General features: G+C 62.8%; 20 protein-coding genes. 18 read left to right on the top strand and 2 right to left on the bottom strand.

Annotated features, from left to right (window positions below; translation table 11 throughout):
- Positions 1-94: 94 nt before the first annotated feature.
- The 6 genes from QTL98_RS23100 to QTL98_RS23075 all read left to right on the top strand — a co-directional run bounded on the left by QTL98_RS23100 (position 95) and on the right by QTL98_RS23075 (position 6565).
- On the top strand, positions 95-508 hold the full coding sequence (locus tag QTL98_RS23100) for a COG4315 family predicted lipoprotein (RefSeq protein WP_445682493.1): 414 nt from the start codon (positions 95-97) through the stop codon (positions 506-508).
- A gap of 106 nt (positions 509-614) precedes the next feature.
- On the top strand, positions 615-1124 hold the full coding sequence (locus QTL98_RS23095) for an RNA polymerase sigma factor (RefSeq protein WP_445682492.1): 510 nt from the start codon (positions 615-617) through the stop codon (positions 1122-1124).
- On the top strand, positions 1121-1939 hold the full coding sequence (locus QTL98_RS23090) for an anti-sigma factor family protein (protein ID WP_445682491.1): 819 nt from the start codon (positions 1121-1123) through the stop codon (positions 1937-1939). The genes QTL98_RS23095 and QTL98_RS23090 overlap by 4 nt, the downstream gene beginning before the upstream one ends.
- A 9-nt stretch (positions 1940-1948) precedes the next feature.
- The gene (gene alkB / locus QTL98_RS23085) at positions 1949-2590 is read left to right on the top strand and encodes a DNA oxidative demethylase AlkB (protein WP_445682490.1); all 642 of its coding nucleotides are present in this window, start codon (positions 1949-1951) and stop codon (positions 2588-2590) included.
- Between the two features lie 297 nt (positions 2591-2887).
- Positions 2888-4552 (top strand): methyl-accepting chemotaxis protein, encoded by a 1665-nt coding sequence (locus tag QTL98_RS23080; protein ID WP_445682489.1) that lies wholly within the window; start codon positions 2888-2890, stop codon positions 4550-4552.
- Between the two features lie 324 nt (positions 4553-4876).
- Positions 4877-6565 (top strand): methyl-accepting chemotaxis protein, encoded by a 1689-nt coding sequence (locus tag QTL98_RS23075; protein ID WP_445682923.1) that lies wholly within the window; start codon positions 4877-4879, stop codon positions 6563-6565.
- 76 nt (positions 6566-6641) lie between these two features.
- Here the strand turns inward: QTL98_RS23075 and QTL98_RS23070 are convergent, their stop codons facing one another.
- Together QTL98_RS23070 and QTL98_RS23065 are read right to left on the bottom strand one after the other, a co-directional pair.
- Positions 6642-8867 (bottom strand): flagellin N-terminal helical domain-containing protein, encoded by a 2226-nt coding sequence (locus tag QTL98_RS23070; RefSeq protein ID WP_445682488.1) that lies wholly within the window; start codon positions 8865-8867, stop codon positions 6642-6644.
- Positions 8868-9167: 300 nt separating this feature from the next.
- On the bottom strand, positions 9168-11381 hold the full coding sequence (locus tag QTL98_RS23065; protein WP_445682487.1) for a flagellin N-terminal helical domain-containing protein: 2214 nt from the start codon (positions 11379-11381) through the stop codon (positions 9168-9170).
- Positions 11382-11814: 433 nt separating this feature from the next.
- Here QTL98_RS23065 and QTL98_RS23060 point away from each other — a divergent pair, with 433 nt between their 5' ends.
- The 12 genes from QTL98_RS23060 (at position 11815) to QTL98_RS23005 (ending at position 25271) form a co-directional block, all read left to right on the top strand.
- Complete coding sequence (locus tag QTL98_RS23060; protein WP_445682486.1) at positions 11815-12876, top strand: isopenicillin N synthase family dioxygenase; 1062 nt, start codon at positions 11815-11817, stop codon at positions 12874-12876.
- A gap of 105 nt (positions 12877-12981) precedes the next feature.
- Complete coding sequence (locus QTL98_RS23055) at positions 12982-14112, top strand: BMP family ABC transporter substrate-binding protein (RefSeq protein WP_445682485.1); 1131 nt, start codon at positions 12982-12984, stop codon at positions 14110-14112.
- A gap of 13 nt (positions 14113-14125) precedes the next feature.
- The gene (locus QTL98_RS23050) at positions 14126-15718 is read left to right on the top strand and encodes an ABC transporter ATP-binding protein (protein ID WP_445682484.1); all 1593 of its coding nucleotides are present in this window, start codon (positions 14126-14128) and stop codon (positions 15716-15718) included.
- On the top strand, positions 15705-16850 hold the full coding sequence (locus tag QTL98_RS23045) for an ABC transporter permease (RefSeq protein WP_445682483.1): 1146 nt from the start codon (positions 15705-15707) through the stop codon (positions 16848-16850). Before QTL98_RS23050 ends, QTL98_RS23045 begins: the two co-directional genes overlap by 14 nt.
- Positions 16850-17776: an ABC transporter permease gene (locus QTL98_RS23040; protein WP_445682482.1), complete on the top strand. Its 927-nt coding sequence runs from the start codon at positions 16850-16852 to the stop codon at positions 17774-17776. Before QTL98_RS23045 ends, QTL98_RS23040 begins: the two co-directional genes overlap by 1 nt.
- Before the next feature lie 90 nt (positions 17777-17866).
- Positions 17867-18196 carry an ElaB/YgaM/YqjD family protein gene (locus QTL98_RS23035; protein WP_445682481.1) on the top strand — a complete coding sequence of 110 codons (330 nt, stop codon included), beginning with the start codon at positions 17867-17869 and terminating at the stop codon, positions 18194-18196.
- Positions 18197-18201: 5 nt separating this feature from the next.
- Positions 18202-18639, top strand: coding sequence for a hypothetical protein (locus QTL98_RS23030; protein ID WP_445682480.1), 438 nt, complete (start codon positions 18202-18204; stop codon positions 18637-18639).
- Between the two features lie 255 nt (positions 18640-18894).
- Entirely contained in the window at positions 18895-20991 is a 2097-nt protein-coding gene (locus QTL98_RS23025; protein WP_445682479.1) for a methyl-accepting chemotaxis protein, read from the top strand.
- Between the two features lie 327 nt (positions 20992-21318).
- Positions 21319-22497 (top strand): ABC transporter substrate-binding protein, encoded by a 1179-nt coding sequence (locus tag QTL98_RS23020; protein ID WP_445682478.1) that lies wholly within the window; start codon positions 21319-21321, stop codon positions 22495-22497.
- A gap of 73 nt (positions 22498-22570) precedes the next feature.
- Entirely contained in the window at positions 22571-23431 is an 861-nt protein-coding gene (locus tag QTL98_RS23015) for a branched-chain amino acid ABC transporter permease (RefSeq protein WP_445682477.1), read from the top strand.
- On the top strand, positions 23428-24462 hold the full coding sequence (locus QTL98_RS23010) for a branched-chain amino acid ABC transporter permease (RefSeq protein ID WP_445682476.1): 1035 nt from the start codon (positions 23428-23430) through the stop codon (positions 24460-24462). The genes QTL98_RS23015 and QTL98_RS23010 overlap by 4 nt, the downstream gene beginning before the upstream one ends.
- Positions 24459-25271 carry an ABC transporter ATP-binding protein gene (locus QTL98_RS23005; protein ID WP_445682475.1) on the top strand — a complete coding sequence of 271 codons (813 nt, stop codon included), beginning with the start codon at positions 24459-24461 and terminating at the stop codon, positions 25269-25271. Before QTL98_RS23010 ends, QTL98_RS23005 begins: the two co-directional genes overlap by 4 nt.
- Positions 25272-25274: the final 3 nt, after the last annotated feature.

Raw genomic sequence — 25274 nt, 5'->3', positions numbered from 1 at the left:
GGTTGAGCTGGCGAAAGCGGCTTGCCGGCGGGGACGCCGGCCCCTGATAACGATCCCCCATGGAACGATCCCCGGGGCGAGGAGGAACTTCCCAATGCTGAAACTGACCCGTTATGCCGCGCCGCTGGCGCTTGCCGCCCTGATGAGCGTCGGCGCCCTGGCCCCGGTTGCGGCCTCTGCCGATGCCATGGGTCCGGCGATGGTGGGCGACAGCGCCAAAGGCAAGGTGCTGACCGATGCCAAGGGCATGACGCTCTATACCTTCGACAAGGACACCATGGGCAATGGCAAGTCCGTGTGTAACGACAAGTGCGCCGCCAACTGGCCGCCCTTCATGGCCGATGCCGGCGCCAAGGCCATGGGCGACTGGAGCGTGGTGACGCGCGATGATGGCAAGACCCAGTGGGCCTACAAGGGCTGGCCGCTTTATGGCTGGGTCAAGGACAAGGCTGCCGGCGATGTGACCGGCGACGGTGTGCAGAATGTCTGGCACATTGCCAAGCCGTAAGTATTGACGGGGGCGGGCGCTCGCGGGCCGAAACCCGCCGGCGCCCCGCTGCCCGGCTGATATGCGAAAAATCCGGCTCGCGCCTCCAGCGACAGCAGGACGCCCCATGGATGAAATGGCAGCGCTGATCGAGCCGCACATTCCCTCGCTGCGCCGCTATGCCTATGCCTTGCTGCGCGGGGACGAGGCGGCGGACGATCTGGTGCAGGACTGCCTTGAGCGGGCGGTGCGCGGCTGGCGGCTGCGCCCGCGTGACGGGCAGGTGCGGCTTTGGCTCTTTACCATCCTGCGCAACCGCTACATCGATGGCTTCCGCGCCCGGCGCATGCGCGGCCTGCAGGTGGATGCGGCCGTGCTGGAACAGGTGCCGGCCAGCGGGGTGGATGGAGAGGCCCGCCTTGCCGCGCTCGATGTGCTGGCGGGTATCGAGCAGTTGCCGGAGGAGCAGCGCTCGGCCCTGCTGCTGGTGGCGGTGGAAGAGTTGAGTTATGCGGACACGGCCCGTGTCCTTGATGTGCCGGTGGGGACGGTGATGTCCCGCCTTGCCCGGGCGCGCGAGCGGCTGAAACAGTTGCTGGAGCGCGGCGCCGGGCCGGCCTTGCGGAGGGTGAAATGACAGGCAGCGCTCCGCTTGGAGAAGACGATCTGCAGGCCTATGCCGATGGCCGGCTGGAAGGGGAACGCCTGCTGGCCGTGGAAGCCTGGCTTGCGGAAAACCCGTCTGCCACGGCCAATATCGAAAACTGGCGCCGCCAGAAGGAGGCGCTGCGCACCCGCCTTGCCGGCAAGGCGGCCGAGCCAATCCCGGCGCGGCTTCGGGTAGCCGCCATTCGTGACCAGCAGAAGCGCCGGCAGCATGAATTCTTGCGCCGTATTGCGGCGGCTGTGCTGTGGATTGCCCTTGGTCTTGGGGGCGGATGGGCCGGGCGCGGTTTGATGGAGCCGGCCGATGGGGCCGCCGGGATCGCGATGGTCCGCCCGGCCGATCCGGCTCTCGTTCCGGCACGCCAGCTTGTTGCGGATGCCGCCGATGCTCACCGTGCCTTCGTGGTGGAGGTAACGCACCCGGTGGAGGTAAAGGCCGATCAGGAGCAGCATCTGGTCAAGTGGCTGACCAAGCGCGTGGGCAAGCCGCTGACGGCGCCCGACCTTTCCCGCTTCGGCTACAGCCTCATGGGCGGGCGCCTGCTGCCGGCCGAGGGGGAGGCTGCTGCGCAGCTCATGTATGAAAACGAAGCTGGCGAGCGGCTGACGCTCTATCTGCGGGCCGATGGCAGCGGCGAGACGGCCTTCCGCTTCATGGCCGGCGGCGATGTTTCCGCCTTCTACTGGGTGGATCGTGGCCTCGGTTTTGCCCTGACGGCGACGCTTGAGCGTGAGAAACTGCTGGAGATGGCAGAGGCCGTCTATGTGCAGTTCGAAAAGGGCTAGAGCGGACAAGTGGACGATCTGTTTGGGGCGCTTGAGCCCCGGCGGCGGGAAATCAGCCCCGGCGCCGTACTGCTGAAGGGCTTTGCCCTTTCCTTTGAAGCGGCCTTGCTGCCGGCGCTTGAGGCGACGATCGCCGCAGCTCCCCTGCGCCATATGGTAACGCCCGGCGGCTTCACCATGTCGGTGGCGATGACCAATTGCGGTGCCGCCGGCTGGGTCAGCGACCGGTCGGGTTATCGTTATGATCCGGAGGACCCGCTGAGTGGTAAATCCTGGCCAGTGATGCCGTCCGTCTTCGCCGATCTGGCCGGGGCGGCAGCGGCCGAAGGCGGGTTTGCCGGTTTCGTCCCGGATGTGTGCCTCATCAACCGATATGCGCCCGGTACCCGGCTCAGCCTGCATCAGGACCGGGACGAGAAGGATTGTGGACACCCCATCGTCTCCGTCTCGCTTGGTCTGGCGGCAACCTTCCAGTTCGGCGGGCTGAAGCGCAGCGATGCGGTGGTGAAGCTTCCGCTCTCCCACGGCGATGTCGTGGTGTGGGGTGGGCCGGCGCGTCTTGCCTATCACGGGGTGCTTGCGCTGAAGGACGGCACGCATCCAGGGCTCGGCCGCCAGCGCTTCAACCTCACTTTCCGCCGGGCGCTCTGAACGACTGTCAGTTCAGGCGGTGGTGATCCTCGGTGTGTCTGGCGAGCCGTTGCGCCGGGGACATGAGACCGCTAAACCTTTAAATAAACGATGCGTCTTATAAGTTGATATTTTGATCTCTATTAAAAAAGAATGCATAAGATTTTAGCTTTAGTTTTTACAAAACCAGATCAATTATGATCTTAAGTTCATTGGTATAGGGCGAATATTTCAGCCCATTGCAGGATTTCAACCTTCAGTAGCCCGGTGTATCACCCGACCAACACGGATGGTTATTCTCTGCTGGGGGAAATCAGCATGTTTAACTTTGGGTCTCAATCGGACCTGCGCAGCCTGCAGGGCTTTCGTTCGGCGCTTGAGCGCTGCGTAGCCGTTATCGAGTTTGCGCCGGACGGCACGGTGCTGACGGCGAACCAGAAATTTCTCGATACCGTCGGGTACCGGCTCGAAGAGATCCAGGGCAAGCATCACAGCCTTTTTGTCGGCAGGGATGAAGCGGCCGATCCGGGCTATGCCGCTTTCTGGAAGGCGCTTCGTGACGGCCAGTCACGCTCCGGCGAGGTTCGCCGGGTTTCCAAGAGTGGCAAGAGCATCTGGCTGGAAGCCTTCTACAGCCCGGTCGTCGGCCCCGGCGGCAAGGTGGAGCGGGTGGTCAAGATCGCCTGCGAAAGCTCGGCCCGCATGCAGGAAGTCGCGCACAATGCCAGCTTGATCAATGCCATCAACCAGACCCAGGCGGTGATCGAATTCACCGTGGATGGCATCGTCCGCAAGGCCAATGCCAATTTCCTGACGACCATGGGCTATGAAGAAAAGGAAATCATTGGCCAGCATCACCGCATGTTCATGATGCCGGCAGAGAGTGAAAGCCAGGCCTACCGCAGTTTCTGGGAAGATCTGCGCGCCGGACGCAGTCGCGAGGGTGAGTTCATGCGGGTTGCCAATGGCGGACGCCATGTCTGGCTGCGCGCCAGCTATAACCCGATCCTCGACGGAGATGGCGTGGTGCGCGGCGTAGTCAAATTTGCTGTCGACATTACGTCCCGCAAGCTGGCTGCTGCTGAAAACGCCGCAAAGCTGGCCGCGCTCGACAAGTCCCAGGCCGTCATCGAATTCAATCTCGACGGCACCATCATCACGGCCAACGCCAATTTTCTGGCAGTCCTCGGCTATACACTTGAGGAAATCCGCGGCAAGCATCACAGCCTGTTCATGCCAGCCGAAGAGCGCAATGCTGCGGGTTACAAGGCTTTCTGGGATGATTTGAGGGCTGGCAAGCCGCAATCCGGCCAGTTCCATCGCATTGGCAAGGGTGGGCGCGATGTGTGGATCGAGGCGAGCTATAATCCGGTCATGGATGTCTGCAGCAACAAGCCGGCGAAGGTGGTGAAGTTTGCTACCGACGTGACGAAGCGGGTACTGGAAGCCGAACACGACAGGCGCGTGAGCGAGATGTTGCGCGATGTTGCCGTGGGTACCACGCAGCTCAGCCAGTCGGTCGGCGAAATAGCCAGCGGTATGGAAAATTCGACCAAGACGGCGGCCGAGGCCGTCGGGCTTGCCAGTTCGGCCGACGTTGCTTCCCACCGCCTTGTCGAAGCGGCGGAGGCGATGGGCGGTATCGTCGATGTCATCAAGGACATCACGTCCCAGATCAATCTGCTGGCGCTTAACGCCACCATCGAGAGTGCACGCGCCGGCGAGGCCGGCAAAGGCTTTGCGGTCGTGGCCGGCGAGGTCAAGAACCTGGCCCAGCAGGCCCGCAATGCGACGGAACGTATTTCCGGCGAGATCGAAAATATGCGCGGCATTTCCGGTGAGGTGGGCGATGCGCTGAGCACCATCCGCAGCGCCATCGAAAAGGTACAGGGCTTTGTAGGAGCCACGGCGGTTGCCGTGGAACAGCAAAGCTCGGTCACCGGCCGCATGTCGCAGGCAGCGCGCGAGATCATGACAGTCTGAGGCGCTCCAGGCTCTCGAACAAAAGTCCCGGCGCCCCAGGCGCCGGGGCTTTTTGTTTGCACGGTCTGTTTGACAGGCGAGGCCGGCGTGTCAGGCTGGTCCTCCATCATGCTCCTGTGAAGTATATGTCCAGAATGTTAAGATTTGTCAGAAAATGATTTGGGAATGAATCATTTAAAACTTGTAAATCAATGACATATGCCTTTGATGTGAATGATATTTTGGAGACTTTGTAAATCCTATTCATTATGTTTATTACATTTATACTTTGGATCAGGTGGTCTCTGCCGGATAAAATGGCCAGAAATCGATAGGTCAGGGCCTATGGATAGCTGCGAAGGAGCCGCCGTAATGTTTTCTGGACTTTCGCATTCAGAGCTTCGCGATTTGCAGGCGTTCAGAGCGGCCATGGAACGCTCCGTGGCGCTTATCGAATTTGAACCGGACGGGACGATCCTGTGGGCAAACCAGATGTTCCTGGACGTCGTCGGCTATGAGCTCGGCGATATCAAAGGCAAGCATCACAGTCTGTTTGTGGACCCACGCGAGCGGGAGACGCCCGAGTACAAGGCTTTCTGGCCGTCGCTGGGCGCCGGGCAGCGTCAGGTAGGGCGATTTCACCGTGTGGGCCGGGACGGACGGCAGGTCTGGCTTGAGGCGACCTATACACCGGTGCTGGATGCGGCCGGCAAGACGATACGCGTCGTCAAGGTGGCCACCGATGTCACCCGGCGGGCCAAAAAACGCGCTTATGACGACAGTGTGCTGGGAGCCCTCGACCGCACCTTCGCCGTGATCGAATTCACCGCCGACGGCACCATCGTCAGGGCCAATGAAAACTTCTCGGCAGTGATGGGATATTCAGCGGACGAGATTGTTGGCCAGCATCACCGGATATTTGTCGACCCGGCAGAAGCGGCAGGCCCTGCTTATCATGCCTTCTGGCAGGAGTTGCGGGACGGGCGGAAAATCGATGATGAATTTCTGCGCTTTGCCAAGGGCCGGCGGGAAATCTGGCTGCGCGCCATCTATAACCCGCTATTTGATGATAATGGCAAGGTCACAGGCGTCATCAAGTTCGCCGTCGATATTTCGGCACGTAAGCGTCTCGCCGCTGAGAATGCGAGCCGGCTGGCCGCGATCGACAAGGCGCAGGCGAGCGTCGAGTTTGCGCTGGATGGCACCATAGAAACCGCCAACGAAAACTTCCTCAAGGCGATGGGATACCGGCTGGAGGAGATCAAGGGCAAACACCACAGCCTTTTCCTGCCGCGCGGGGAAAGCGAGACCCCGCAATACCGGCAGTTCTGGGCAGATCTGCGCGCCGGAAAATTGCAGAGCGGCCAATTTTGCAGGCTGGGCAAGGGCGGAAAAAAAGTCTGGATCGAGGCCAGCTATAACCCCGTCCAGGATGCCTTCGGCAATGTGAGCCGCGTGGTGAAATATGCAACGGACGTAACCGAGCGGGTGCTCGCCGCCGAGCATGACCGCAAGGTCAGCGAGATGGCGAGGGAGGTCGCGGTCGGAACAAACGAGCTCAGCCAGTCCGTTACAGAAATCGCCGGAAGCATGAGCAATTCCACCAAGACGGCGGCCGAGGCTGTCGGGTTGGCGGCCTCGGCGGACACGGCCTCCCACCGGCTGGTGGAGGCTGCCGAAGCGATGGGCGGCATTGTCGATGTCATCAAGGACATTACGGCACAGATCAATCTGCTTGCCCTTAATGCCACCATCGAAAGCGCGCGGGCCGGAGAAGCCGGCAAAGGGTTTGCCGTCGTCGCAGGCGAAGTGAAAAACCTCGCGACACAGGCCCGCAACGCCACGGAGCGTATTACCGGGGAGATCGAAAATATGCGGGGCATCTCCGGGGAGGTGGGCGATGCCCTGATGACGATCCGCAGCGCGATTGAAAAGGTGCAGGGCTATGTCGGGGCCACGGCTGCTGCCGTGGAGCAGCAGAGTTCTGTGACCGGCCGGATGTCGGAAGCAGCGCGCCAGATCATGACTGTCTGACGCGGAAATTGGAAAAGAAAGGGCCCCGGCGTTTCGTTCGCCGGGGCCCCTGTTTTAGCCCTTTGCTGTTTCGGGCTTAGCCGATGAGACGCAGGAGCTGCTGCGGCATCTGGTTGGCCTGTGCCAGCATGGAAACGCCGGCCTGCATCAGGGTCTGGGACTTGGTGAAGGAGATCATTTCGGAAGCCATGTCGACATCATAGAAGGTGCCGCGTGCTGCCGAGGAATTCTCCACCTGGGTCGAGATGTTGGCCTGGATGAACTCGAACCGGCTCTGCTGGGCGCCGATATTGGCAAGCCCGGTGTTGACGGTGTTGAGAGCGCTGTCCAGGGCGATGCTGGCCTTGCGGGCATCATCCTTGGTGTTGATGTTCATGCCGGTGAGGCCGAGGGCATCGACGGTCGCGGCGGTCATGTTGACCGTGAGATCGTCGCCCGCGATTTCAGAGACCTGGAACACGAAGTTCTGGCCGCTGCCTTCGCCGACATTGAACACCATCTGGGTCATGTCCTTGCTCCAGTCGAAGGTGTTGCCGCTGGACCCGAGGGTCAGTGACAGACCGTTGGAGAACTGGACCGTCTGATCGCCATCCTTCTCGAGCCTAGCCTTGAGGACGGTGACACCGTCCGTCAGCTTGAAGGTCTTGTCGTCGGCGTCATAGGACAGGGCATAGGTGCCGGGCTGGGTGGTTGCGGACGCCTTGATGGTCTGGTTCACGCCCATTTCGAAGCCATTATAGTCATCGTTATTGGCGGAAGCGGACTGGAAGCGTGCCGGGTTAGCCCCGGAGGTGGGGTCGAGACCGAGCAGGCGCTGCAGGCCGACCTGCAGTTCCGGCAGGGTGTCGAGGGAGGTGCTGGCCGTCGAGCTGAGGTTCAACGAGATGACGTTGTCAGCATCGGTGGTGCTGATGAGGTTCAACTGGCCGTTGTTGGTGGCGGAGAAGCCCTTGGCCTGGAAGGTCTGGTTGCCGACGACGAGATTGACGTCGAAAGCGGAGCCGTTCTTCGTGACCGTGACACCGCTCGCCACGCCGTCGATGAAGCCGGCGGTGTTGGTGGTGTTGATGGAACCCGAGAAGCCGGCCGTGGCGGTGTTGAGGCCGAAGGCGGATTCCGCGTTGCCGATATTGAAGGTGGCCGGCGTCTGGCCAAAGATCGGCGCGCCGAAGGAGAATTGCAGCTGGGCCTGGAAGGTGGTGGCGTCGACATTCATGTCTGAAGTGTCGCTGCCGTAATTGATGGCCAGCACGTTGCCGCTGTCGCGGGTGCTGGTGAGCTTCAGCACACCGCCGTCGGTGACGGTGACCGACGAGGCGCGGAAAGTCTCGCCATCGATGATCATCTGCACCGTGTAGTCGCTGGTGGTACCGGTCACGGTGATGTCGCCCGCGGCGGCAACGGAGCCCTGCACGACGCCAGAGCTCTGGTCGAGATTGAGCAAAGAATGGGTCGAGGTGCTGCCAAGGCCCGGGATCTCGTAATTGACCTCGGTGACGTTGCCGATGCTCTCGGCGTAGCCGATCTGGAGGGTCGAGTTGGCGAGCAGGCTTGCGACCTGGGTCTGCATCTCGCTGTCGGTGTCGATGGCGGCTGTGGCCGAACCGACATCGAAGGCGACCTTGTTGCCGGCATTGGTGCTGCTGGTGAGCACCAGAACGCCATTGGCCTGCACGTTGGAGGAGCCGGTGAAGGTTTCCCCACCGAGATTGAGGCTGACCACACCATCCTTGACCTTCACGTCGATGGTGTTGGCCGCGCCGAAGACATGCTGCACATAGCCCGAGGACGCCGCGGAGTTGAGCGTGCCGGCAAAAGCACCGGCTGCGGAATTGAGGCCGTCGGCGGATTTGTTGTTGTTGGCGTATTGAACCTGGCCCGAGCCGCCGGTGAGCAGCGAGGTGCCGTTGAAACGGGTCTGCTTGGCGGTGCTGTCGACCTGATCCATCAGCAGGCCGAATTCCTGCTGGGCGTAGGAGACTTCGGAAGCACCGAGGGTGTCGTTGACGACCTGGGTCGCCAGCACCTTCATGCGGTCGAGCATGTCGGAGATGTTGGAGAGACCGCCAGCGGCCACCTGCAGCAGGGATGCACCCTGCGAGGCGTTGCGCGCAGCCTGACCGAGCGAGGAGATCGTCGAGCGCATCTTGTTGCTGATGGAAAGCGAGGCCGCATCATCCATGGGCTTGGTGATGCGCGTGCCTGAAGACATGCGGGCGATCGACGATGAGGAATTGTTGCTGTTAGTGTCCAGATTGCGCTTGGCAGTCAGCGCAGCCGTGTTGGTGCCAACGGAAATCATTTCCGGTTCCTCGCTTCTTGCGATGAAAGGCGCATCCACCCCTGAGGGACCGCCCCAGCCTTCATGGCTTTCCGATAAACTGCGCCGATTTGACGCAGAGGGCAAGGGTAAATGTATTTGTCTAAAATTTTAAATATGGCGCTTTGCTTGGGGTTTTAAGGCTTTTTTCATATTCTGGCGATCTTGCGCCGATCATCCGCCAATCTCTTTCGATATATCAGCTGGTTAGCCTCCGTAATGAAAGGGCCCCGGCGTTTCGTTCGCCGGGGCCCCCTGTTTTAGCCCTTTGCTGTTTCGGGCTTAGCCGATGAGACGCAGGAGCTGCTGCGGCATCTGGTTGGCCTGTGCCAGCATTGAGACGCCGGCCTGCATCAGGGTCTGGGACTTGGTGAAGGAGATCATTTCGGAAGCCATGTCGACATCATAGAAGGTGCCGCGGGCTGCCGAGGAGTTCTCCACCTGGGTCGAGATGTTGGCCTGGATGAACTCGAACCGGCTCTGCTGGGCACCGATGTTGGCAAGCCCGGTGTTGACGGTGTTGAGCGCGCTGTCCAGGGCGATGCTGGCCTTGCGGGCATCATCCTTGGTGTTGATGTTCATGCCGGTAAGGCCGAGGGCATCGACGGTCGCGGCGGTCATGTTGACGGTGAGATCGTCGCCCGCGATTTCAGAGACCTGGAACACGAAGTTCTGGCCGCTGCCTTCGCCGACATTGAACACCATCTGGGTCATGTCCTTGCTCCAGTCGAAGGTGTTGCCGCTGGACCCGAGGGTCAGTGACAGACCATTGGAGAACTGGACCGTCTGATCGCCATCCTTCTCGAGCTTGGCGGTCAGGACGGTGACGCCGTCCGTCAGCTTGAAGGTCTTGTCGTCGGCGTCATAGGACAGGGCGTAGGTGCCGGGCTGGGTGGTTGCGGACGCCTTGATGGTCTGGTTCACGCCCATTTCGAAGCCATTATAGTCATCGTTATTGGCGGAAGCGGACTGGAAGCGTGCCGGGTTTGCACCGGAGGTGGGGTCGAGACCGAGCAGGCGCTGCAGGCTGACCTGCAGTTCCGGCAGCGTGTCGAGGGCAGTCGCCGCGCCCGTGCTTAGATTGAGCGAGATGACGTTCGCCTGATCGGTGGTGCTGATGAGGTTCAGCTGGCCATTGTTGGTGGCGGAGAAGCCCTTGGCCTGGAAGGTCTGGCTGCCGACGACGAGATTGACGTCGAAGGCGGAGCCGTTCTTCGTGACCGTGACACCGCTTGCGATACCGTCGATGAAACCCACGGTGTTGGTGTGGTTGATGGCGCCGGTAAAACCGCCTGCCGCCGAACTCAGCCCGTAGGCGGTTTCTTCATTGCCGATGGCAATGGTGCCGGCGCTGGTAATGAGGTCGATACCGATGGCAAAGGAGGCGGCGTCGCTCATGAAGCTGGAGGCCGACGAGCCATAGTTCAGTGCCAGGACATTGCCGGGGTTGGTGGTGCTGGTGAGCTTCAGCACGCCGCCATCGGTGACGGTAATGCTGGAGGCGCGGAAAGTATCGGTCGGTACCAGCGTGTTGGTGTCCCGCAATACGATTTCGACCGTATAGTCGCTGGGGCCGCCGGTAACGGTGATATCGCCGGCAACCGACCTGCCCTGGACCACGCCGCTGGAGGCATCAAGATTGAGCGGTGAGCCGGTGTTGAAGCCGACGAAGTTGGTGCCGAGAGGAGCTGAGAAAGAGATGCCTTCCGCGTAACCGACCTGGAGGGTCGAATTACCCAGCAGATTGTTGATCTGGGTCTGCATCTCGCTGTCGGTGTCGATATTGGCGACAGACGAGCCGATGTCGAAGGCGATCTTGTTGCCGGCATTGGTGGTGCTGGTGAGTACCAGCACGCCGCTGGCCTGGACGTTGGAGGAACCGGTGAAGGTCTCCCCATCGATGGCGAGGCTGACCACACCCTTGTCGACGGTGGCACCGACGGTATTGGAGGCGCCAAAGACGTGTTGCACATAGCCGGAGGAAGCGGCCGAGTTCAGCGTGCCGGCAAAAGCACCGGCTGCGGAATTGAGGCCGGAGGCGGACTTGTTGTTGTGCGAATATTCAACCTGGCCCGAGCCGCCGGTGAGCAGCGAGGTGCCGTTGAAGCGGGTCTGGCTGGCTGTGCTGTCGATCTGGTCCATCAGCAGGCCAAATTCCTGCTGGGCGTAGGAAACTTCGGAAGCGCCCAGGGTGTCGTTGACGACCTGGGTCGCCAGCACCTTCATGCGATCCAGCATGTCGGAGATGTTGGAGAGACCGCCAGCGGCCACCTGCAGCAGGGATGCACCCTGCGAGGCGTTGCGCGCAGCCTGCCCGAGCGACGAGATCGTCGAGCGCATCTTGTTGCTGATGGAGAGCGAGGCCGCGTCGTCCATCGGCTTGTTGATGCGCGTGCCCGAGGACATGCGGGCGATCGACGATGAGGAATTGTTGCTGTTGATGTCGAGATTGCGCTTGGCGGTCAGCGCAGCGGTGTTGGTGCCAACGGAAATCATTTCCGGTTCCTCGCTTCTTGCGATGGTTGGCGTATCCACCCCTGAGGACCGCCAAAGCCTTCATGGCTTTCCGATAACTGTGGCAAGTTGCCTCAGTTGCGCAAGATAAAAAATAAATTTGGCTAAAATTTTATATATCGGCCTTTCGCCTCGATTTTAGGGCTTTGTTCATAACTTGATGTGTAGCCCGGTGCCCCCAACGTCCATGGCGCGGCGGGCTGCAAAAAAAGTGAATGAAAATTAAGCAGTTGCATTCGGGCTGGGCGGGGTGACGGCGGGAAATGAACCCTGCACAGAAGGGCGTAGCCCGCAGGGGCGATGGCATCATTGCCTGAAGCCGGGCATGGCATGTGGCTTGCGAGTTTGAAGCCAGCCTCAGGGGTTTCCAGACAGACTCCGGAGGTCACTGCCCCCACTTCAGGTACCTCCAGCAATGTCAGTCATCCATACGGGCAATGGCCCGCGCCAGTTCGTCGCTTCCGGTCTTACCGGTGCGGACATTCCCTTCACTGAAATTCCGGTGATCGATTTCGGCCCGATGCTGAACGGGGACGAGGAAGCCCGCCGCGCCGTAGGCGCCGCCGTGCGGGACGCCTGCACCAGGGTTGGCTTTTTCTATGCCAGGAACCATGGCGTGAGCGACGCGGCACTGGGCGGTACCTTCGAGGCGGCGCGGCGCTTTTTTGCCCTGCCGATGGAGACCAAGCAGGCAATCCATATCAGCAAGTCCAACCACCATCGTGGTTATGTGCCCCTGCTGGAAGAAAACACCGACCCCACCGCCCGCGGTGACCTGCACGAAGCCTTCGACATGGCGCTGGAGGTCTCCACCGACGATGCCGACTACAAGGCGGGCGTGTTCGGTTATGGCCCGAACCAGTGGCCGGAAGGACTGCCGGGCTTCCATGAAGCGATGGACCGCTATTATGGTGAGGTGCGCGCTTTCGGCGAGCGTATTTTCCGCGCCTTCGCGCTGGCGCTGGAGATCGACGAGAATTTCTTCGCGCCGCTGATCACCAAGCCGACGGCGCAGCTGCGCGTGCTGCACTATCCAAGCCAGCATGGGCCGGTCGATGATCGCCAGATCGGCATCGGTGCCCATTCCGACTATGAGTGTTTTACCATCCTTGCCCAGCAGCAGGATGTGCAGGCGCTGCAGGTGCTGAACAGTGCCGGCCAGTGGATCAACGCCACGCCGATCCCCGGCACCTTTGTCGTCAATGTCGGTGACATGATGGCCCGCTGGACCAACAACTACTTCGCCTCCACCGTGCATCGGGCGATCAACCGCTCCGGCAGGGAGCGTTATTCCATCCCGTTCTTCTTCGGCCCGAATTCGCAGACGCTGATCGAGGTGTTCGAGACCTGCCAGGGGCCGGAGCGCCCGGCGCAGTATCCGGCGATTACCGCCGGCGACTACATCAATTCGCGCTTCAACGACACCTTCGCCTATCTCAAGAAGCCGTCCGGCGAAGAGGCCGCGTCCACCCATTGATCCCGTGAGGGCCGGAAACCGGCAGGGCGCGCACAAGAGCCGCCCCTGTCCGTTTCCGGCGCCTCCCGGCATTCCGTTTCAGCCAGAAAACAGGGGGTTTTCAAGATGAGCCGTCTTTCGATGACCAGGATCATGCGGCGCAGCGTCATGGGCATGATGCTCGCCGGCGCTGCCGCGCTCTCCTTTGCCGGTGCTTCTTCCGAGGCCGAGGCCTTTACGCTCAAGGGCAAGCCGAAGATCGCCTTCATCTATGCCGCGACCGCCCGCGACGGTGGCTGGAACGAGGCCATCGACAATGCCCGCCAGGATGTCGAGAAGGAACTGGGCGTGAAGATCGCCGTCTCCGAGAGCATTCCGGAAGAGACGACGGCGGTCATGAACGCCATCGATCTTTATGTGAAGCGCGGCTTCAACATCATCGTGACCACCAGCTACGGTTATTCCGACGGTGCGCTGGAAGCCGCCAAGAAATATCCGGATGTCGCTTTCCTCGGTGCCTCGCAGATCACCAACGACAAGAACCTGGAGAGCTTCTACGCCCGCACCTATCAGGGCTGGTATCTGGCGGGCATGGCCGCCGGCGGCGTGACCAAGAGCCACAAGCTCGGCATGCTGGCGGGCTTCCCGGCCGGCGTCGTCAACTGGGACATCAACGCCTTTACGCTCGGTGCGCGCTCCATCGACCCCAGCGCCGAAACCATCGTGATCTACACCAACTCCTGGTGGGATCCGGTCAAGGAAGGGCAGGTGGCGGAGGCCATGCTCGACCAGGGTGCGGACGTGATTGCCAACAACCTGTCTTCCACCGCCCCCTACACGGCGGCTGAAAAGCGCGGCGCCTGGTCCGTCGGTTTCCAGCTTGACCAGTCGGCGGCGGCGCCCAACGGGCATCTCACCTCCGTTCTGTTCCAGTGGCAGAACTACCTGATCCCGACCATCAAGAACATTATTGCCGGCACCTGGGAGCCGCAGGAATATGGCGCGCTCGTCGGCATGGACCAGCATGTGGTGAGCCTCTCCCCGCTCTCCGCCAAGATCCCCGCCGAAGTGAAGGCGAAGATAGAGAAGACCGAGGCCGAAATGGTGGCGGGCACCTTCTCGCCCTATACCGGCCCGGTGAAGAAGCAGGATGGCTCGATTGCCGTGCCGGAAGGCCAGACCATCGACGATGAAGGCCTGTGGAACATGGATTATCTGGTGGAAGGCTCCATCGGTACGGTGCCGGCTGCCCAGTAAGGCCAGATATCCCGTGACAGCTTCTGAAATCATGGGAACAGCGGGGCCGCAAACGGCCCCGCTGCTCGCCCTTTCCGGTGTATCGCGCAGCTTCGATGGCGTGCGTGTGCTCGACCGCGCCGCCTTCGACCTGAAGCGCGGCGAAATCCATGCGCTGCTGGGGGAAAACGGCGCCGGCAAATCCACCCTGATGAACATCGTGACCGGCGTTTATGCACCGGAGGGCGGGCGCTATCTGATCGATGGTGCGCCAGCCGGCATCCGGGGTCCGAAGGACGCGTTGAAAGCCGGCATCGGCATGGTGCATCAGCATTTCCGCCTCGTGGACCGGTTTACGGTCGCGGAAAATGTGCTGCTGGCCTCCGGCCAGCTCGGTCTCTTCGCCAATGCCGGGGAGGCGGCCCGGGCGGCGATGGAAGCCGGCAAGGCAGTGGGCCTTGCCGTCGATCCGGCGGCCATCGTCGGCGAGCTTTCGGTTGCCGAACGCCAGCGGGTGGAAATCCTGAAGGTGCTGGCACTGGGCGCCCGCATCGTCATTCTCGACGAGCCGACGGCGGTGCTGACGGATCAGGAGGCCGGCGCCCTGCTTCTGGCCATCCGCAAGATTGCGGCGCAGGGGCGGGCGGTGGTGATGATCACCCACAAGCTGCGCGAAGTGGCTGGCCACAGCGACCGCGTGACCATCATGCGGGCTGGCCGTACCGTTATTTCCGGCGCGCCGGTCGGCACGCTCAGCGCCGGCGATCTCGGCCGGTTGATGATGGGGGAAGAGACGAGCCCGGCCGAGGCCGCGGAAGCCGGGGTGATAGAAGCGGCTGCCCCGATAACCATCGCAAAGCCGGGCGAAGAACGGCTGATCGTCAGTGCCCTTTATGCCGGTGGCGGGCAGGGCAGTGTCGGCGTCAGCGATGTGGGCTTCACGCTGAAAGCCGGCGAAATTCTGGGCGTGGCCGGGGTGGGTGGCAACGGGCAGCAGGCCCTTGCCGAGGCCATCGTCGGGTTGCTGCCGGTTGCCGGCGGACATCTGACGCTGGATGGCTGGGAGCTTGGAGAGTTTTCCGTCGCCAGACGGCGCGATCTCGGCCTGCGTGTGGTGCCATCCGACCGCTTTGCCAGCGCCCTGATCGGTGAGCTGAGTGTTGCGGATAATCTGGCGCTGACGCGCGTGCGCACCGGGCGCTATCGCAGCCGGCTCGGCAGCTGGCTGGTCGGGCGCCGCCGGATGAAACGCGAGGCGGAGCAGGCGATTGAGGCATTTGCCATTGCCGGCGCCACGCCGGCGCGGCGGGCGCGCCTGCTCTCCGGCGGCAACGCGCAGAAATTGCTGCTGGCCCGGGAGCTGGAAGAAAGCGGCAGCGGGGTGAAATTGCTGGTGGCGCATTCGCCCACACGCGGGCTGGACGTCAAGGCCTGCGCCTTCGTGCATGCCGCCATCCGCAAGGCGGTGGCGGGCGGTGCGGCCTGCCTGCTGATCAGTGAGGATGTGGAAGAGGTGCGGGCTCTTGCCAGCCGCATCCTTGTCATGAGTGCCGGCCGGATGGTCGGCGAGTTACCGGCCGGCGCCAGCGCCAGCCAGATAGGGGCGTTGATCCTTGGCCAAGCTTGATCGTGTCCGGATGGCCGGCTTTCTGGCGGCCCTGCCGCTGATCGGCGGCATGACGCTCCAGCGCCGTCAGGCCGCGGGGCCCGGCCTTGCCATGCTCTCCTTTCTCGGCGGACTTGCTGTTGGCATCTTCATCGGCGCGGTGACACTGGTTGCGGCCGGCGTGCCGGCGGATGATCTGCTCGACGAGCTGGTGGTGCAGGTATTCCTGACCTCCGACGGGCTGGCGCAGACCGTGGTGCTGGCAACGCCGCTGCTGCTGGCCGGCCTTTCCAGCGCGGTTGCAAGCCGCATCCGCTTCTGGAACATCGGCATTGAGGGGCAGCTCTGGATGGGGGCGATTGCCGCTGCCGGTGTGGCGCTCTTTCATATCGGGCCGGAGCCGCTGCGCCTGCCGCTGATGATGCTGGCAGCCTGCATTGCCGGCGCCTGCTGGATCGCACTGCCGCTGCTCCTGAAGCTGCGCCTTGGTGTCAGCGAGATCGTGCTGACGCTGATGCTCTCCAACGTCGCCTATCTGATCATGCAGCATCTGCTGTTCGGCGCATGGCAGGATCCCTCCGGCAGTTTCCCGATCTCCCCGCGTTTCGATGATGCGGCAACGCTGCCGGGGTTGGGCTGGGGGGATGTGCATGCCGGCATTCTTATCGCGCTCATCGCCGGCCTTGCCCTCTGGGTGCTGATGGAGCGCACGCGCGCCGGTTTTCATGCCAATGCCATCGGCCTCAATCCCGTGGCGGCCAGGGCGGCGGGCATTCCGGTGGCGGCCACGGTTGTGCTTTTCGTGCTGCTCTCCGGGGCGCTTTCCGGCCTTGCCGGCGGGGTGATCGTGGCGGGCACCGAACATCGCCTGACCCAGTTCATCGGCATCAACATGACCTTCAGCGGTATCGTCATCGCCTTCCTCGCCCGCTTCAACGCACTCGCCACCATCGTGGCGGCCCTTGCCATAGCCGGCATCTACAATGCCGGCGGCACGCTCAAGGTGTTCTATTCGGTCTCCGACGGCGTGGTGGTGCTGGTGGAGGGGGCGGTGCTGATGTGCGTGCTGATCGGCCAGTTCTTCAGCGCCTACCGCATCGAGTTTGCGCGGCGGCCGGCGACGGTCGAAGACGCCGAAGGGGAGGCCGCCTGATGGAGCTGTTCCTCACCGGCTGGCTGACGAGCCTGCCCGCCTTTGCCATGCCGCTGCTGCTGGCTGCTGTCGGCCTCATCCTTTCCGAGCGGGCGGGTGTGCTCAATATGGGCGCGGAAGGTTATATGGCGATGGGCGCCATGACGGGCGCCGTGGTGACGCTGACAGCCGGCAACCCCTGGATTGGCGTGGGGGCGGCAATCCTTGCGGGGGCGGCGCTGGCGGGCCTTTTTGCCATTGCAACGGTCGTCTTCCGTGCCGACCAGATTCTGGCCGGCCTTGCCACTGTGGCGCTTGGCGGCGGCATTACTGCCGTGATCGGCCGGCCTTATCTGCACAAGACCTTCACGGGTTTACCGCGGCTTGACCCCGGCGCCCTCGCAGACCTGCCGCTGGTGGGGGGGCTCCTTTTCCGGCAGGACCTGCTGGCCTATCTCGGCCTTGCCCTGGTGCTGCTGCTCTGGTGGGGGCTGCGGGCAACACGAACGGGCCTCAAGCTGCGAGCGGTTGGCGAGGATCCGGCAACGGCCGATGTGGCCGGTGTCGATGTCCAGCTGTATCAGGCCGGCGCCGTCCTTGCGTGCGGCGCGCTGTGCGGGCTTGCCGGAGCCTATCTTTCCATCGTCTCCAGCAACGTGTGGGTGGAGGGCATGGTGAACGGGCGCGGATGGATAGCGCTCGCACTCGTTATCTTTGCGCGCTGGAACCCGGCCCGGGCCATTCTGGGGGCCGTGATCTTCGGCGGTGCGGATGCCGCCCTGCCGCGCCTTCTCGCCCTTGGGGCGCAGGTGCCGACCTATCTGCTCTCTACATTGCCTTACCTGCTCACCATCCTCGTACTGGTGCTGGCGGCGCTTGGCGGTCGGCGCAAAGACGCCGAGCCGCGCAGTCTCGGCCTTGCCTATATAAGGCAGGATCGACGCTGAAGCGTGAAGCCGGCTGCACAAGCCGGGAACCGGGGCGGGTAAATCCACGTTTCATGATCCAGATGCCTCAAGCAGAAGGAGACATGAGAAATGGCCCAGGCCGCCCAGACCGAAGACAGCATCGCCGCCCTGCGCAAGGACCTCTCTACCCTCTCGGGTGATGTGCAGAAGCTGATGAAGGCCATCAGCCATGATGCTTCGGCCAATGCCCAGAACGGCGCCGATCATCTGAAGGACCAGGCCGCGATCCTTGCCGAACGTGCCCGTGCTGCCAGTGCCCAGGCAGCTGCCGCTGTCGCTCGTAGCGGCAAGGCCGCGGTCGGTGAAGTCGAGAACCAGATCGGCCAGCACCCGTTAAGCTCGGTGCTGATCGCGCTGGGCACCGGCTTCGTCATCGGCAAGCTGCTCGACCGGCATTAAGCGCCATGAAGCTGCCCCTGCTTGTCAGGATGCCGCTCAAGGAGATCGCCTGGTCGCTGGCCTTCGGGCTGGCGGCCGGCGCTGCCCTGCTGGCCGCCCTCGTGCTGGCGCTCATCTGGCTTTACCACCGGCTGTTGGCGGTGATGACGCCGGATCAGGCGCTGCTCCTTGTCGCCGGGTTCCTGGCCCTGATCGGGGCTGCCTGCGCTGTGCTGGCGGCTACCCGCCGCCAGCCGGCTGAAAAGGCGCCCGGACCCGCAAAAACCAGTACAATCGATCCGGCAGAAACCCTTGCCATGGTGGCCGATCTCGCCCGCCAGCAACCGCTTGCCGCCACGTCGGCAGCCCTGCTTGCCGGCCTTGCTGCCGGTGCCTCGCCTTCCCTCAGGCAAGGGCTGGCGGATACGCTCGTCCGACTGCTCGCCCCGCCGCCAGAGCAGTAAGTGCGCGAGGCGCCTCTCCACCTCATGGTGAGTGGATGCAATCACCAGCTGCATGACCTGAACTATCCGGCCATCACTGGTCAAAATAGCTCTCTCGGCTACCGCCTTAGACCTAACCCTATCCTTATGTATGCTGACCATCAGCGACATGGATATTTGCCATAAACCGTTATCATTCTCCCTCGGGCACAACCCGTTATTGAAGGCGCCGGAAAAGACGATGCCTTCGACACCAAAAGGGGGAGGATTTCGTCGATGGCTACCGTGTTTGCCAGGCTGCGTATTTCATCGCTTTTGACCGGCCTCTTCAGCGTACTGGTATTACTTGCGCTGGGACTGGCTCTTAACGGTATCTGGCGCGCAGCGGGAATGGTGTCGGATGCCGATGAGGCCCGGAAGGGTGCGCTTGCGCTACGCGATACCTTTGTTGCTCTCCAGAATACACGGCTTGAGCGCAGCCCTGTGACGGGAGCGCTGAAAGCGGACGAGTTGCCCAGCAGCGCGCTGCTCTCCTCCATCAACGACGCGCGCACGCGCTCGCGCCCGGCAGCGGCAGCGCTCGCCAGGGAATGCGAGGAGATCGAATGTGCCTCGGATGTGACCGCCGCCACCCTTTCGGACACGATCACCAAGCTGGATGCACTGCGGGCGGAAGTAGATACAGCCTTCAAGCAGCCTTTGGCCTCGCGCAGGGCCGGCCTTGCCGATGAATGGCAGAAGACCAATACCGCGCTGGTCGACCAGCTGGAGAAGGTGTCCCGCGCCATCGGCAACCGCATCCGCCTGATCGATCCGCAGCTCGCCGAGATGATCCAGGTGAAGGACAGCGCCTATATGGCGCGCGACGGTGTGGGCCTTGAGAGCACCATCGTGCTGAACGCCATCAAGTCCGGCAAACTTTCCCCGGAAAACCGCGACAAGATGTACACGCTGCGCGGCCAGGCCGATGCCGGCTGGAACAGCGTGCTCGGGTTGCTGGCGCGTCCGGGCATCGATCCCGCGCTGCTTGCGGCCGCCGCAGTTGTGAAGGCCAGCTATAACGACAAGCTGGTGAGCATCCGTGAGCAGGCATTAAGTGCCGTCAGTGCCGGGCAGCCGTCGCCGGTGAGCGGGGATGACTGGCTGGTTGCTCGTGAAAAGGTGCTGAGCGACATGGTGGGCGTCGCCACTACCGCGCTCGACCTTGCCGTGAGCATTACCACCGACGCCGGAACGCAGGCGGTAACCGGCGCCGTGATGCGCGGTGCCATCCTGCTGGTGGCGATCCTTGTCGGCATACTGGCTTTCTGGCTGATCCGCCGCCGTGTGACAGGCCCGATCACCGAGCTTTCGGGCAAGATGCGCAGCATTTCAGGCGGCGACCTAGAGGCTGCCATTCCCTTTACCGACCGCCAGGACGAGATCGGCGAGATGGCCGGCACGCTGGAGAGCTTCAAGCGCGCCTTGCAACAGCAGCGCGAGGAACAGACGGCCCGCGCCGCCGAGGCCGAGGTGAAGCTGCAGCGTGCCCGGGCGCTTGACGAGCTGATTGCCCGTTTCGAGAAATCGGCCGGCGACATGTCGATGGTACTTTCGGCCGCGGCCAATGAACTGCAGGCCTCGGCCCAGTCGATGTCCGCGATTGCCGAACGAACCAACAACCAGTCTCATACCGTTGCCGAGGCGGCGGAGGAGACCTCCAGCAACGTGCAGACGGCAGCGAGCGCGGCCGAGCAGATGTCTTCCGCTATCGCAGAAATCAGCCGTCAGGTGACGCAGGCAACCGAGATCGCCAGCCGGGCGGTGACGGAGGCCAAGGCAACCAACGAAAGCGTGGAAGGCCTTTCCGTCTCCGCGCAGGCGATTGGCGATGTGGTGAAGCTGATTGCCGATATCGCCGGCCAGACCAATCTGCTGGCACTCAACGCCACCATCGAGGCGGCGCGGGCCGGTGAGGCTGGCAAGGGCTTTGCCGTGGTGGCGAGCGAGGTGAAGAACCTCGCGACCCAGACGGCTAACGCCACCGGCGAGATTGGCGCCCGCATCACCGAAATCCAGACGGCGACGACCCAGTCGGTCAAGGCCATCGGTGGCATCTCGGCCGTCATCGGCCAGGTGAGCGAAATCTCCGCGACCATTGCCGCGGCGGTGGAGGAGCAGAGCGCTGCCATGCAGGAGATCGTGCGCGCCGTACAGCGCGCTTCCGACCGGACGCGCGCGGTGTCGGACAATATCGGCGGCGTCAGCAGCGCGGCGGAGGAAACCGGCAGTGCGGCTGATCAGGTGCTGCACGCGGCCGGCGATCTCAGCAAGCAATCCTCGACGCTCAACAGCGAAGTGCGCGAGTTCATCGGGTCCGTCCGCGCCCTCTAGTCCTGTATCTGGCAAAGTTGTGAAACGAGGAGGCCGCCCTGCAAAAAGGGCGGCCTTTTTGTTCCTGAATCCCGAGGCACGAGATAGTGTGCCGGCATATGTTTTGTTCGCATAACGAACAAAGTTTCAAATTTCGAACATTTCTTGACAAGTGCGGGCCGCACTTTCATGCTTTTGTCGACAAAGAAAGACAAGGCGGGAAATCCCGCACGGTGACGCTTTTATCATGGCCCGCAGACTTTGCCTTGTGGCAGTCGTGACGGGCCGGACAGGTGCCGTAGAAAGAGGCCGGAACACCGGCCGGCTTAACTGGGAGGAAACTGACGGATGCGCAAATCCCTCGTCCGGGCGCTGGGCGCCCTTGCTGCAACCATGCTGCTGTCCACGACGGCGCATGCGGAAGATACCTTCAAGATCGGCCTCATCGTGCCGTTGACGGGCCCCTTCGCCTCCATCGGCCGCCAGGTCGAAAATGGCGTCAAGCTGTTCATGCAGCAGCACGGCGATACGGTGGCCGGGCACAAGGTGCAGGTCATCATCCAGGACGACACTGGAACGCCCGATGTCTCCAAGCGCATCGCGCAGGAAATGCTGGTGAAGGACAAGGTGGATGCGCTCGCCGGTTTCGGCCTGACGCCGCTTGCCCTGGCTTCGGCACCGCTCGCCACCCAGGCCAAGAAGCCGATGGTCGTGATGGCGGCGGCTACCGCCATCATCACCGAGCAGTCGCCCTATATCGTGCGCACCAGCTTTACCCTGCCGCAGGTGACGCTCGGTATCGCCCAGTGGGCGGCCAAGAACGGCGTCAAGAAGGCGGTGACGCTGGTAAGCGACTACGGCCCCGGCCATGACGCCGCCAAGACCTTCAAGGAAGTCTTTAGCGCCAATGGCGGCGAAGTGGTGGAAGAGCTGGCCGTTCCGCTCGCCAACCCGGATTTCGCCCCCTTCATGCAGCGTGTGCTGGCCAACAAGCCGGATGCCCTGTTCGCCTTCGTGCCGACCGGCCTCGGCTCGGCTTTCATGAAGCAGTATGTCGATCGCGGCCTTGCCCAGGCCGGCATCAAGCTGATCGCTACCGGCGACGTGCTGGATGACGAAAACCTGAACCAGACCGGCGATGTGGCGCTCGGCCTCATCACCTCCCACCATTATTCCGCCGCGCATGACAGCGCGATGAACAAGGACTTCGTGCCGGCCTTCAAGAAGGTGAGCGGCGGTATCCGCCCGACCTTCATGGGTGTGGGCGGTTATGACGGCATGCATGCGCTGTATGCCGCGCTGGAAAAGACCGGTGGCGACAAGGACGGCACCAAGCTTGTGGAAGCCATGAAGGGCATGAGCTGGGAGAGCCCGCGCGGCATGATCTCCATCGACCCGGATACCCGCGACGTGATCCAGGATGTCTATATCCGCGAGGTGAAGCGCCTTGCCGATGGCGAGCTCTACAATGTCGAGTTCGACCGCATCCCCGAGGTCAAGGATCCGGTCAAGGCCGCCAAGAAATAAGCTATAGTTCCCCATGATGAGCGGCGGGGGCCACCCCGGCTCCCGCCGCTTTTTTATCCAGATGTGAGAGACGATGCTGACGGTTCTTTTTGACGGCGTCGCCTATGGCATGCTGCTTTTCATTCTCTCCTGCGGCCTGTCGGTCACGCTGGGGATGATGAACTTCGTAAACCTTGCCCATGGCGCCTTCGCCATGATCGGCGGGTATGCGACGGCCCAGCTGATGAACGAGGCGGGCGTTCCGTTCCTGGCCTGCCTGCCGGTTGCTTTCCTGATTGCCGCCGTGCTGGGGCTGGTGCTGGAGCGCACGCTCTATGTGCGGCTCTATCGCAAGAGCCATCTCGACCAGGTGCTGTTCTCCATCGGCCTTGCCTTCGTGGCGATGTCCACGATGGATTATTTCTTCGGGGCGCAGCAGCGCCTCATCACCCTGCCGGATTTCCTGCGCGGCCAGTTTGAGGTGTTCGGCGCCCGCATCGGCGTCTACCGGCTCTTTCTCATCATCCTGTGCGGCCTCATCACCATCGCGCTGCAGCTCTTCGTCTCCCGCACCCGCATCGGCAGCCAGCTGCGCGCCGCGGTGGATGACGCGCGGGTGGCGGGCGGGCTCGGCATCAATGTCTCGCGCATCTTCGCCGGCACCTTTGCCTTCGGCTCCGGCCTTGCCGGGCTTGGCGGGGCGCTCGGCCTTGATCTGCTGGGTGTCGATCCCGTCTTCCCGATCAAATACATGATCTATTTCCTGATCGTGGTGACGGTGGGCGGCACGCGCTCGATGGTCGGCCCCTTCATCGCCGCCCTTATCATCGGCGTCGCCGATGTAGCGGGTAAATATTACGTGCCGCAGGTCGGCGCCTTCGTCATCTACACAGTCATGGTGGTTATCCTGATGATCCGGCCCGAAGGCCTTATGGGGCGGAGAGCGACCCGATGAGCGCCGTGAGCGAAACCGGCCTCGCCTCGCGCGCGGCCGCCCATGCCTCGCTGGTGGCGGCCCGCCGCCTGCGCCCGGCGGAAATCGCCTTCTGGCTCATGCCGATTGCCGGTTATTTCCTCTTCCCGGACCGGCTGGCGCTGCTCAGCGAGATCGCCATCCTTGGTCTCTTTGCCCTCTCACTCGACATCCTGCTGGGTTTTGCCGGTATCGTGTCGCTCGGCCATGCCGCCTTCTTCGGCCTTGGTGCCTATACGGCCGGCATTCTGGGCAAATATGGCTGGACGGAGCCGCTCTCAGGCCTGGCTATTGCCGCGCTGGTTGCCGGCGCCGTCGGTTTTATCACCAGCTTTCTCGTGCTGCGCGGCAATGACCTGACGCGCCTGATGGTCACGCTGGGCGTGTCGCTCATGCTGGCGGAAGCTGCCAACCGTCTGGGCTGGCTCACCGGCGGTGCGGACGGCCTCACCGGCGTGATGATCGGTCCCGTCTTCGGTGTCTTCGAGTTCGATATCTTTGGCGTGACCGCCTACTGGTATGCGGTGGGCGTGCTGTTCGTGCTCTTCTGCCTGGCACGTTATCTTGCCAGTTCGGTCTTCGGGCTGACGCTGCGCGGCATCAAGGGCAATTCGCTGCGCATGGCCGCCATCGGCGCGCCGGTGAACCTCAATCTGGTGACGGCCTACACCATCGGCGCGGCCTATGCCGGTGTTGCCGGCGGCCTTTTGGCGCAGACGACGCAGTTTGCCTCGCTCGACGTGCTGGAGTTCCAGCGCTCCGCCGAGGTGCTGCTGGTGCTGCTGATCGGCGGCAGCGGATATCTCTATGGCGGGCTCATCGGGGCGGTGCTGTTCAAGCTGATGCATGACCTGCTCTCCGACCTTACGCCGCAATACTGGCAGTTCTGGCTCGGCATCCTGCTGGTGGTACTGGTGCTCTCCTCCCGCGAGGGCGTGCGCGGACTTTACCTGAGGGTCGCGGCGCGGTTTGCCCGCTCCCGTCACCCCGGCCGCAAGGGAGGCGCAGCATGAACGCCATCGCTTCCCCGGGAGTTGCCGGATCGACCGCACTTGCTGCGGAAGGGCTGGTGAAGCACTTCAACGGCATCACCGCCACCGACAATGTGTCGCTCACCCTGCCACGCGGTGCGCGCCATGCGCTGATCGGCCCCAATGGCGCCGGCAAGACCACTCTCATCAACCTGCTGACGGGTGTGCTGAAACCCTCGGCCGGGCGCATTTTGCTGGCTGGCGAGGATGTGACGACGGCCAGTGCCCAGCAGCGGGTGCAGCGCGGCCTTGCCCGCACCTTCCAGATCAACCAGCTCTATGCCGAGCTGACACCGCTGGAAACGCTGGTGATGGCGATCATGCAGCGGCGCGGCAATCTCATGCGCTGGTGGCAGCCGGTTACCCGCCAGAGGGAAGCCTGCGACGAGGCGGTGGCCCTCCTGGAGCGGCTTGGCCTTGGCAGCGTGATGGCGGAGCGCACCTCGACCCTTGCCTATGGCAAGCGCCGGCTGCTGGAGGTGGCGCTGGCGCTTGCCTGCCAGCCGCAGGTGCTGCTGCTGGACGAGCCGGCAGCCGGCGTGCCGCATGGCGAACGCGATGAAATCCTTGAAACCATCAGTGAACTTCCACGTGACGTGACGCTGGTTCTGATCGAGCACGATATGGAAATGGTCTTCCGCTTTGCCGAGCGTATTTCGGTGCTGGTCTCCGGGGCGCTTGCCATGGAAGGCACACCCGAGGAAGTGGCGGCAAGTCCGCTGGTGCGCGAGGTTTATCTGGGCGGCGCCCATGCCACCGCCACCGCAGCCCATGCGCGCAAGGGGGCCTGAGAT

Origin of the sequence: Radicibacter daui, from assembly GCA_030657355.1 — a bacterium.
Lineage (GTDB): Bacteria > Pseudomonadota > Alphaproteobacteria > Radicibacterales > Radicibacteraceae > Radicibacter > Radicibacter daui.
The sequence above is the reverse complement of the archived record's forward strand: the minus strand, read 5'-3'. Positions and strand labels throughout refer to the sequence as shown.

What these genes read in the sequence shown, in the direction of transcription:
- QTL98_RS23100 (WP_445682493.1), top strand. Translation starts at nt 95, where the DNA reads ATGCTGAAACTGACCCGTTATGCCGCGCCGCTGGCGCTTGCCGCCCTG.
- QTL98_RS23095 (WP_445682492.1), top strand. Translation starts at nt 615, where the DNA reads ATGGATGAAATGGCAGCGCTGATCGAGCCGCACATTCCCTCGCTGCGC.
- QTL98_RS23055 (WP_445682485.1), top strand. Translation starts at nt 12,982, where the DNA reads ATGAGCCGTCTTTCGATGACCAGGATCATGCGGCGCAGCGTCATGGGC.
- QTL98_RS23065 (WP_445682487.1), bottom strand. Translation starts at nt 11,381, where the DNA reads ATGATTTCCGTTGGCACCAACACCGCTGCGCTGACCGCCAAGCGCAAT.
- QTL98_RS23030 (WP_445682480.1), top strand. Translation starts at nt 18,202, where the DNA reads ATGAAGCTGCCCCTGCTTGTCAGGATGCCGCTCAAGGAGATCGCCTGG.
- QTL98_RS23090 (WP_445682491.1), top strand. Translation starts at nt 1,121, where the DNA reads ATGACAGGCAGCGCTCCGCTTGGAGAAGACGATCTGCAGGCCTATGCC.
- QTL98_RS23040 (WP_445682482.1), top strand. Translation starts at nt 16,850, where the DNA reads ATGGAGCTGTTCCTCACCGGCTGGCTGACGAGCCTGCCCGCCTTTGCC.
- QTL98_RS23025 (WP_445682479.1), top strand. Translation starts at nt 18,895, where the DNA reads ATGGCTACCGTGTTTGCCAGGCTGCGTATTTCATCGCTTTTGACCGGC.
- QTL98_RS23060 (WP_445682486.1), top strand. Translation starts at nt 11,815, where the DNA reads ATGTCAGTCATCCATACGGGCAATGGCCCGCGCCAGTTCGTCGCTTCC.
- QTL98_RS23070 (WP_445682488.1), bottom strand. Translation starts at nt 8,867, where the DNA reads ATGATTTCCGTTGGCACCAACACGGCTGCGCTGACTGCCAAGCGCAAT.
- QTL98_RS23035 (WP_445682481.1), top strand. Translation starts at nt 17,867, where the DNA reads ATGGCCCAGGCCGCCCAGACCGAAGACAGCATCGCCGCCCTGCGCAAG.
- QTL98_RS23010 (WP_445682476.1), top strand. Translation starts at nt 23,428, where the DNA reads ATGAGCGCCGTGAGCGAAACCGGCCTCGCCTCGCGCGCGGCCGCCCAT.
- QTL98_RS23005 (WP_445682475.1), top strand. Translation starts at nt 24,459, where the DNA reads ATGAACGCCATCGCTTCCCCGGGAGTTGCCGGATCGACCGCACTTGCT.
- QTL98_RS23020 (WP_445682478.1), top strand. Translation starts at nt 21,319, where the DNA reads ATGCGCAAATCCCTCGTCCGGGCGCTGGGCGCCCTTGCTGCAACCATG.
- QTL98_RS23080 (WP_445682489.1), top strand. Translation starts at nt 2,888, where the DNA reads ATGTTTAACTTTGGGTCTCAATCGGACCTGCGCAGCCTGCAGGGCTTT.
- QTL98_RS23015 (WP_445682477.1), top strand. Translation starts at nt 22,571, where the DNA reads ATGCTGACGGTTCTTTTTGACGGCGTCGCCTATGGCATGCTGCTTTTC.
- QTL98_RS23075 (WP_445682923.1), top strand. Translation starts at nt 4,877, where the DNA reads ATGGATAGCTGCGAAGGAGCCGCCGTAATGTTTTCTGGACTTTCGCAT.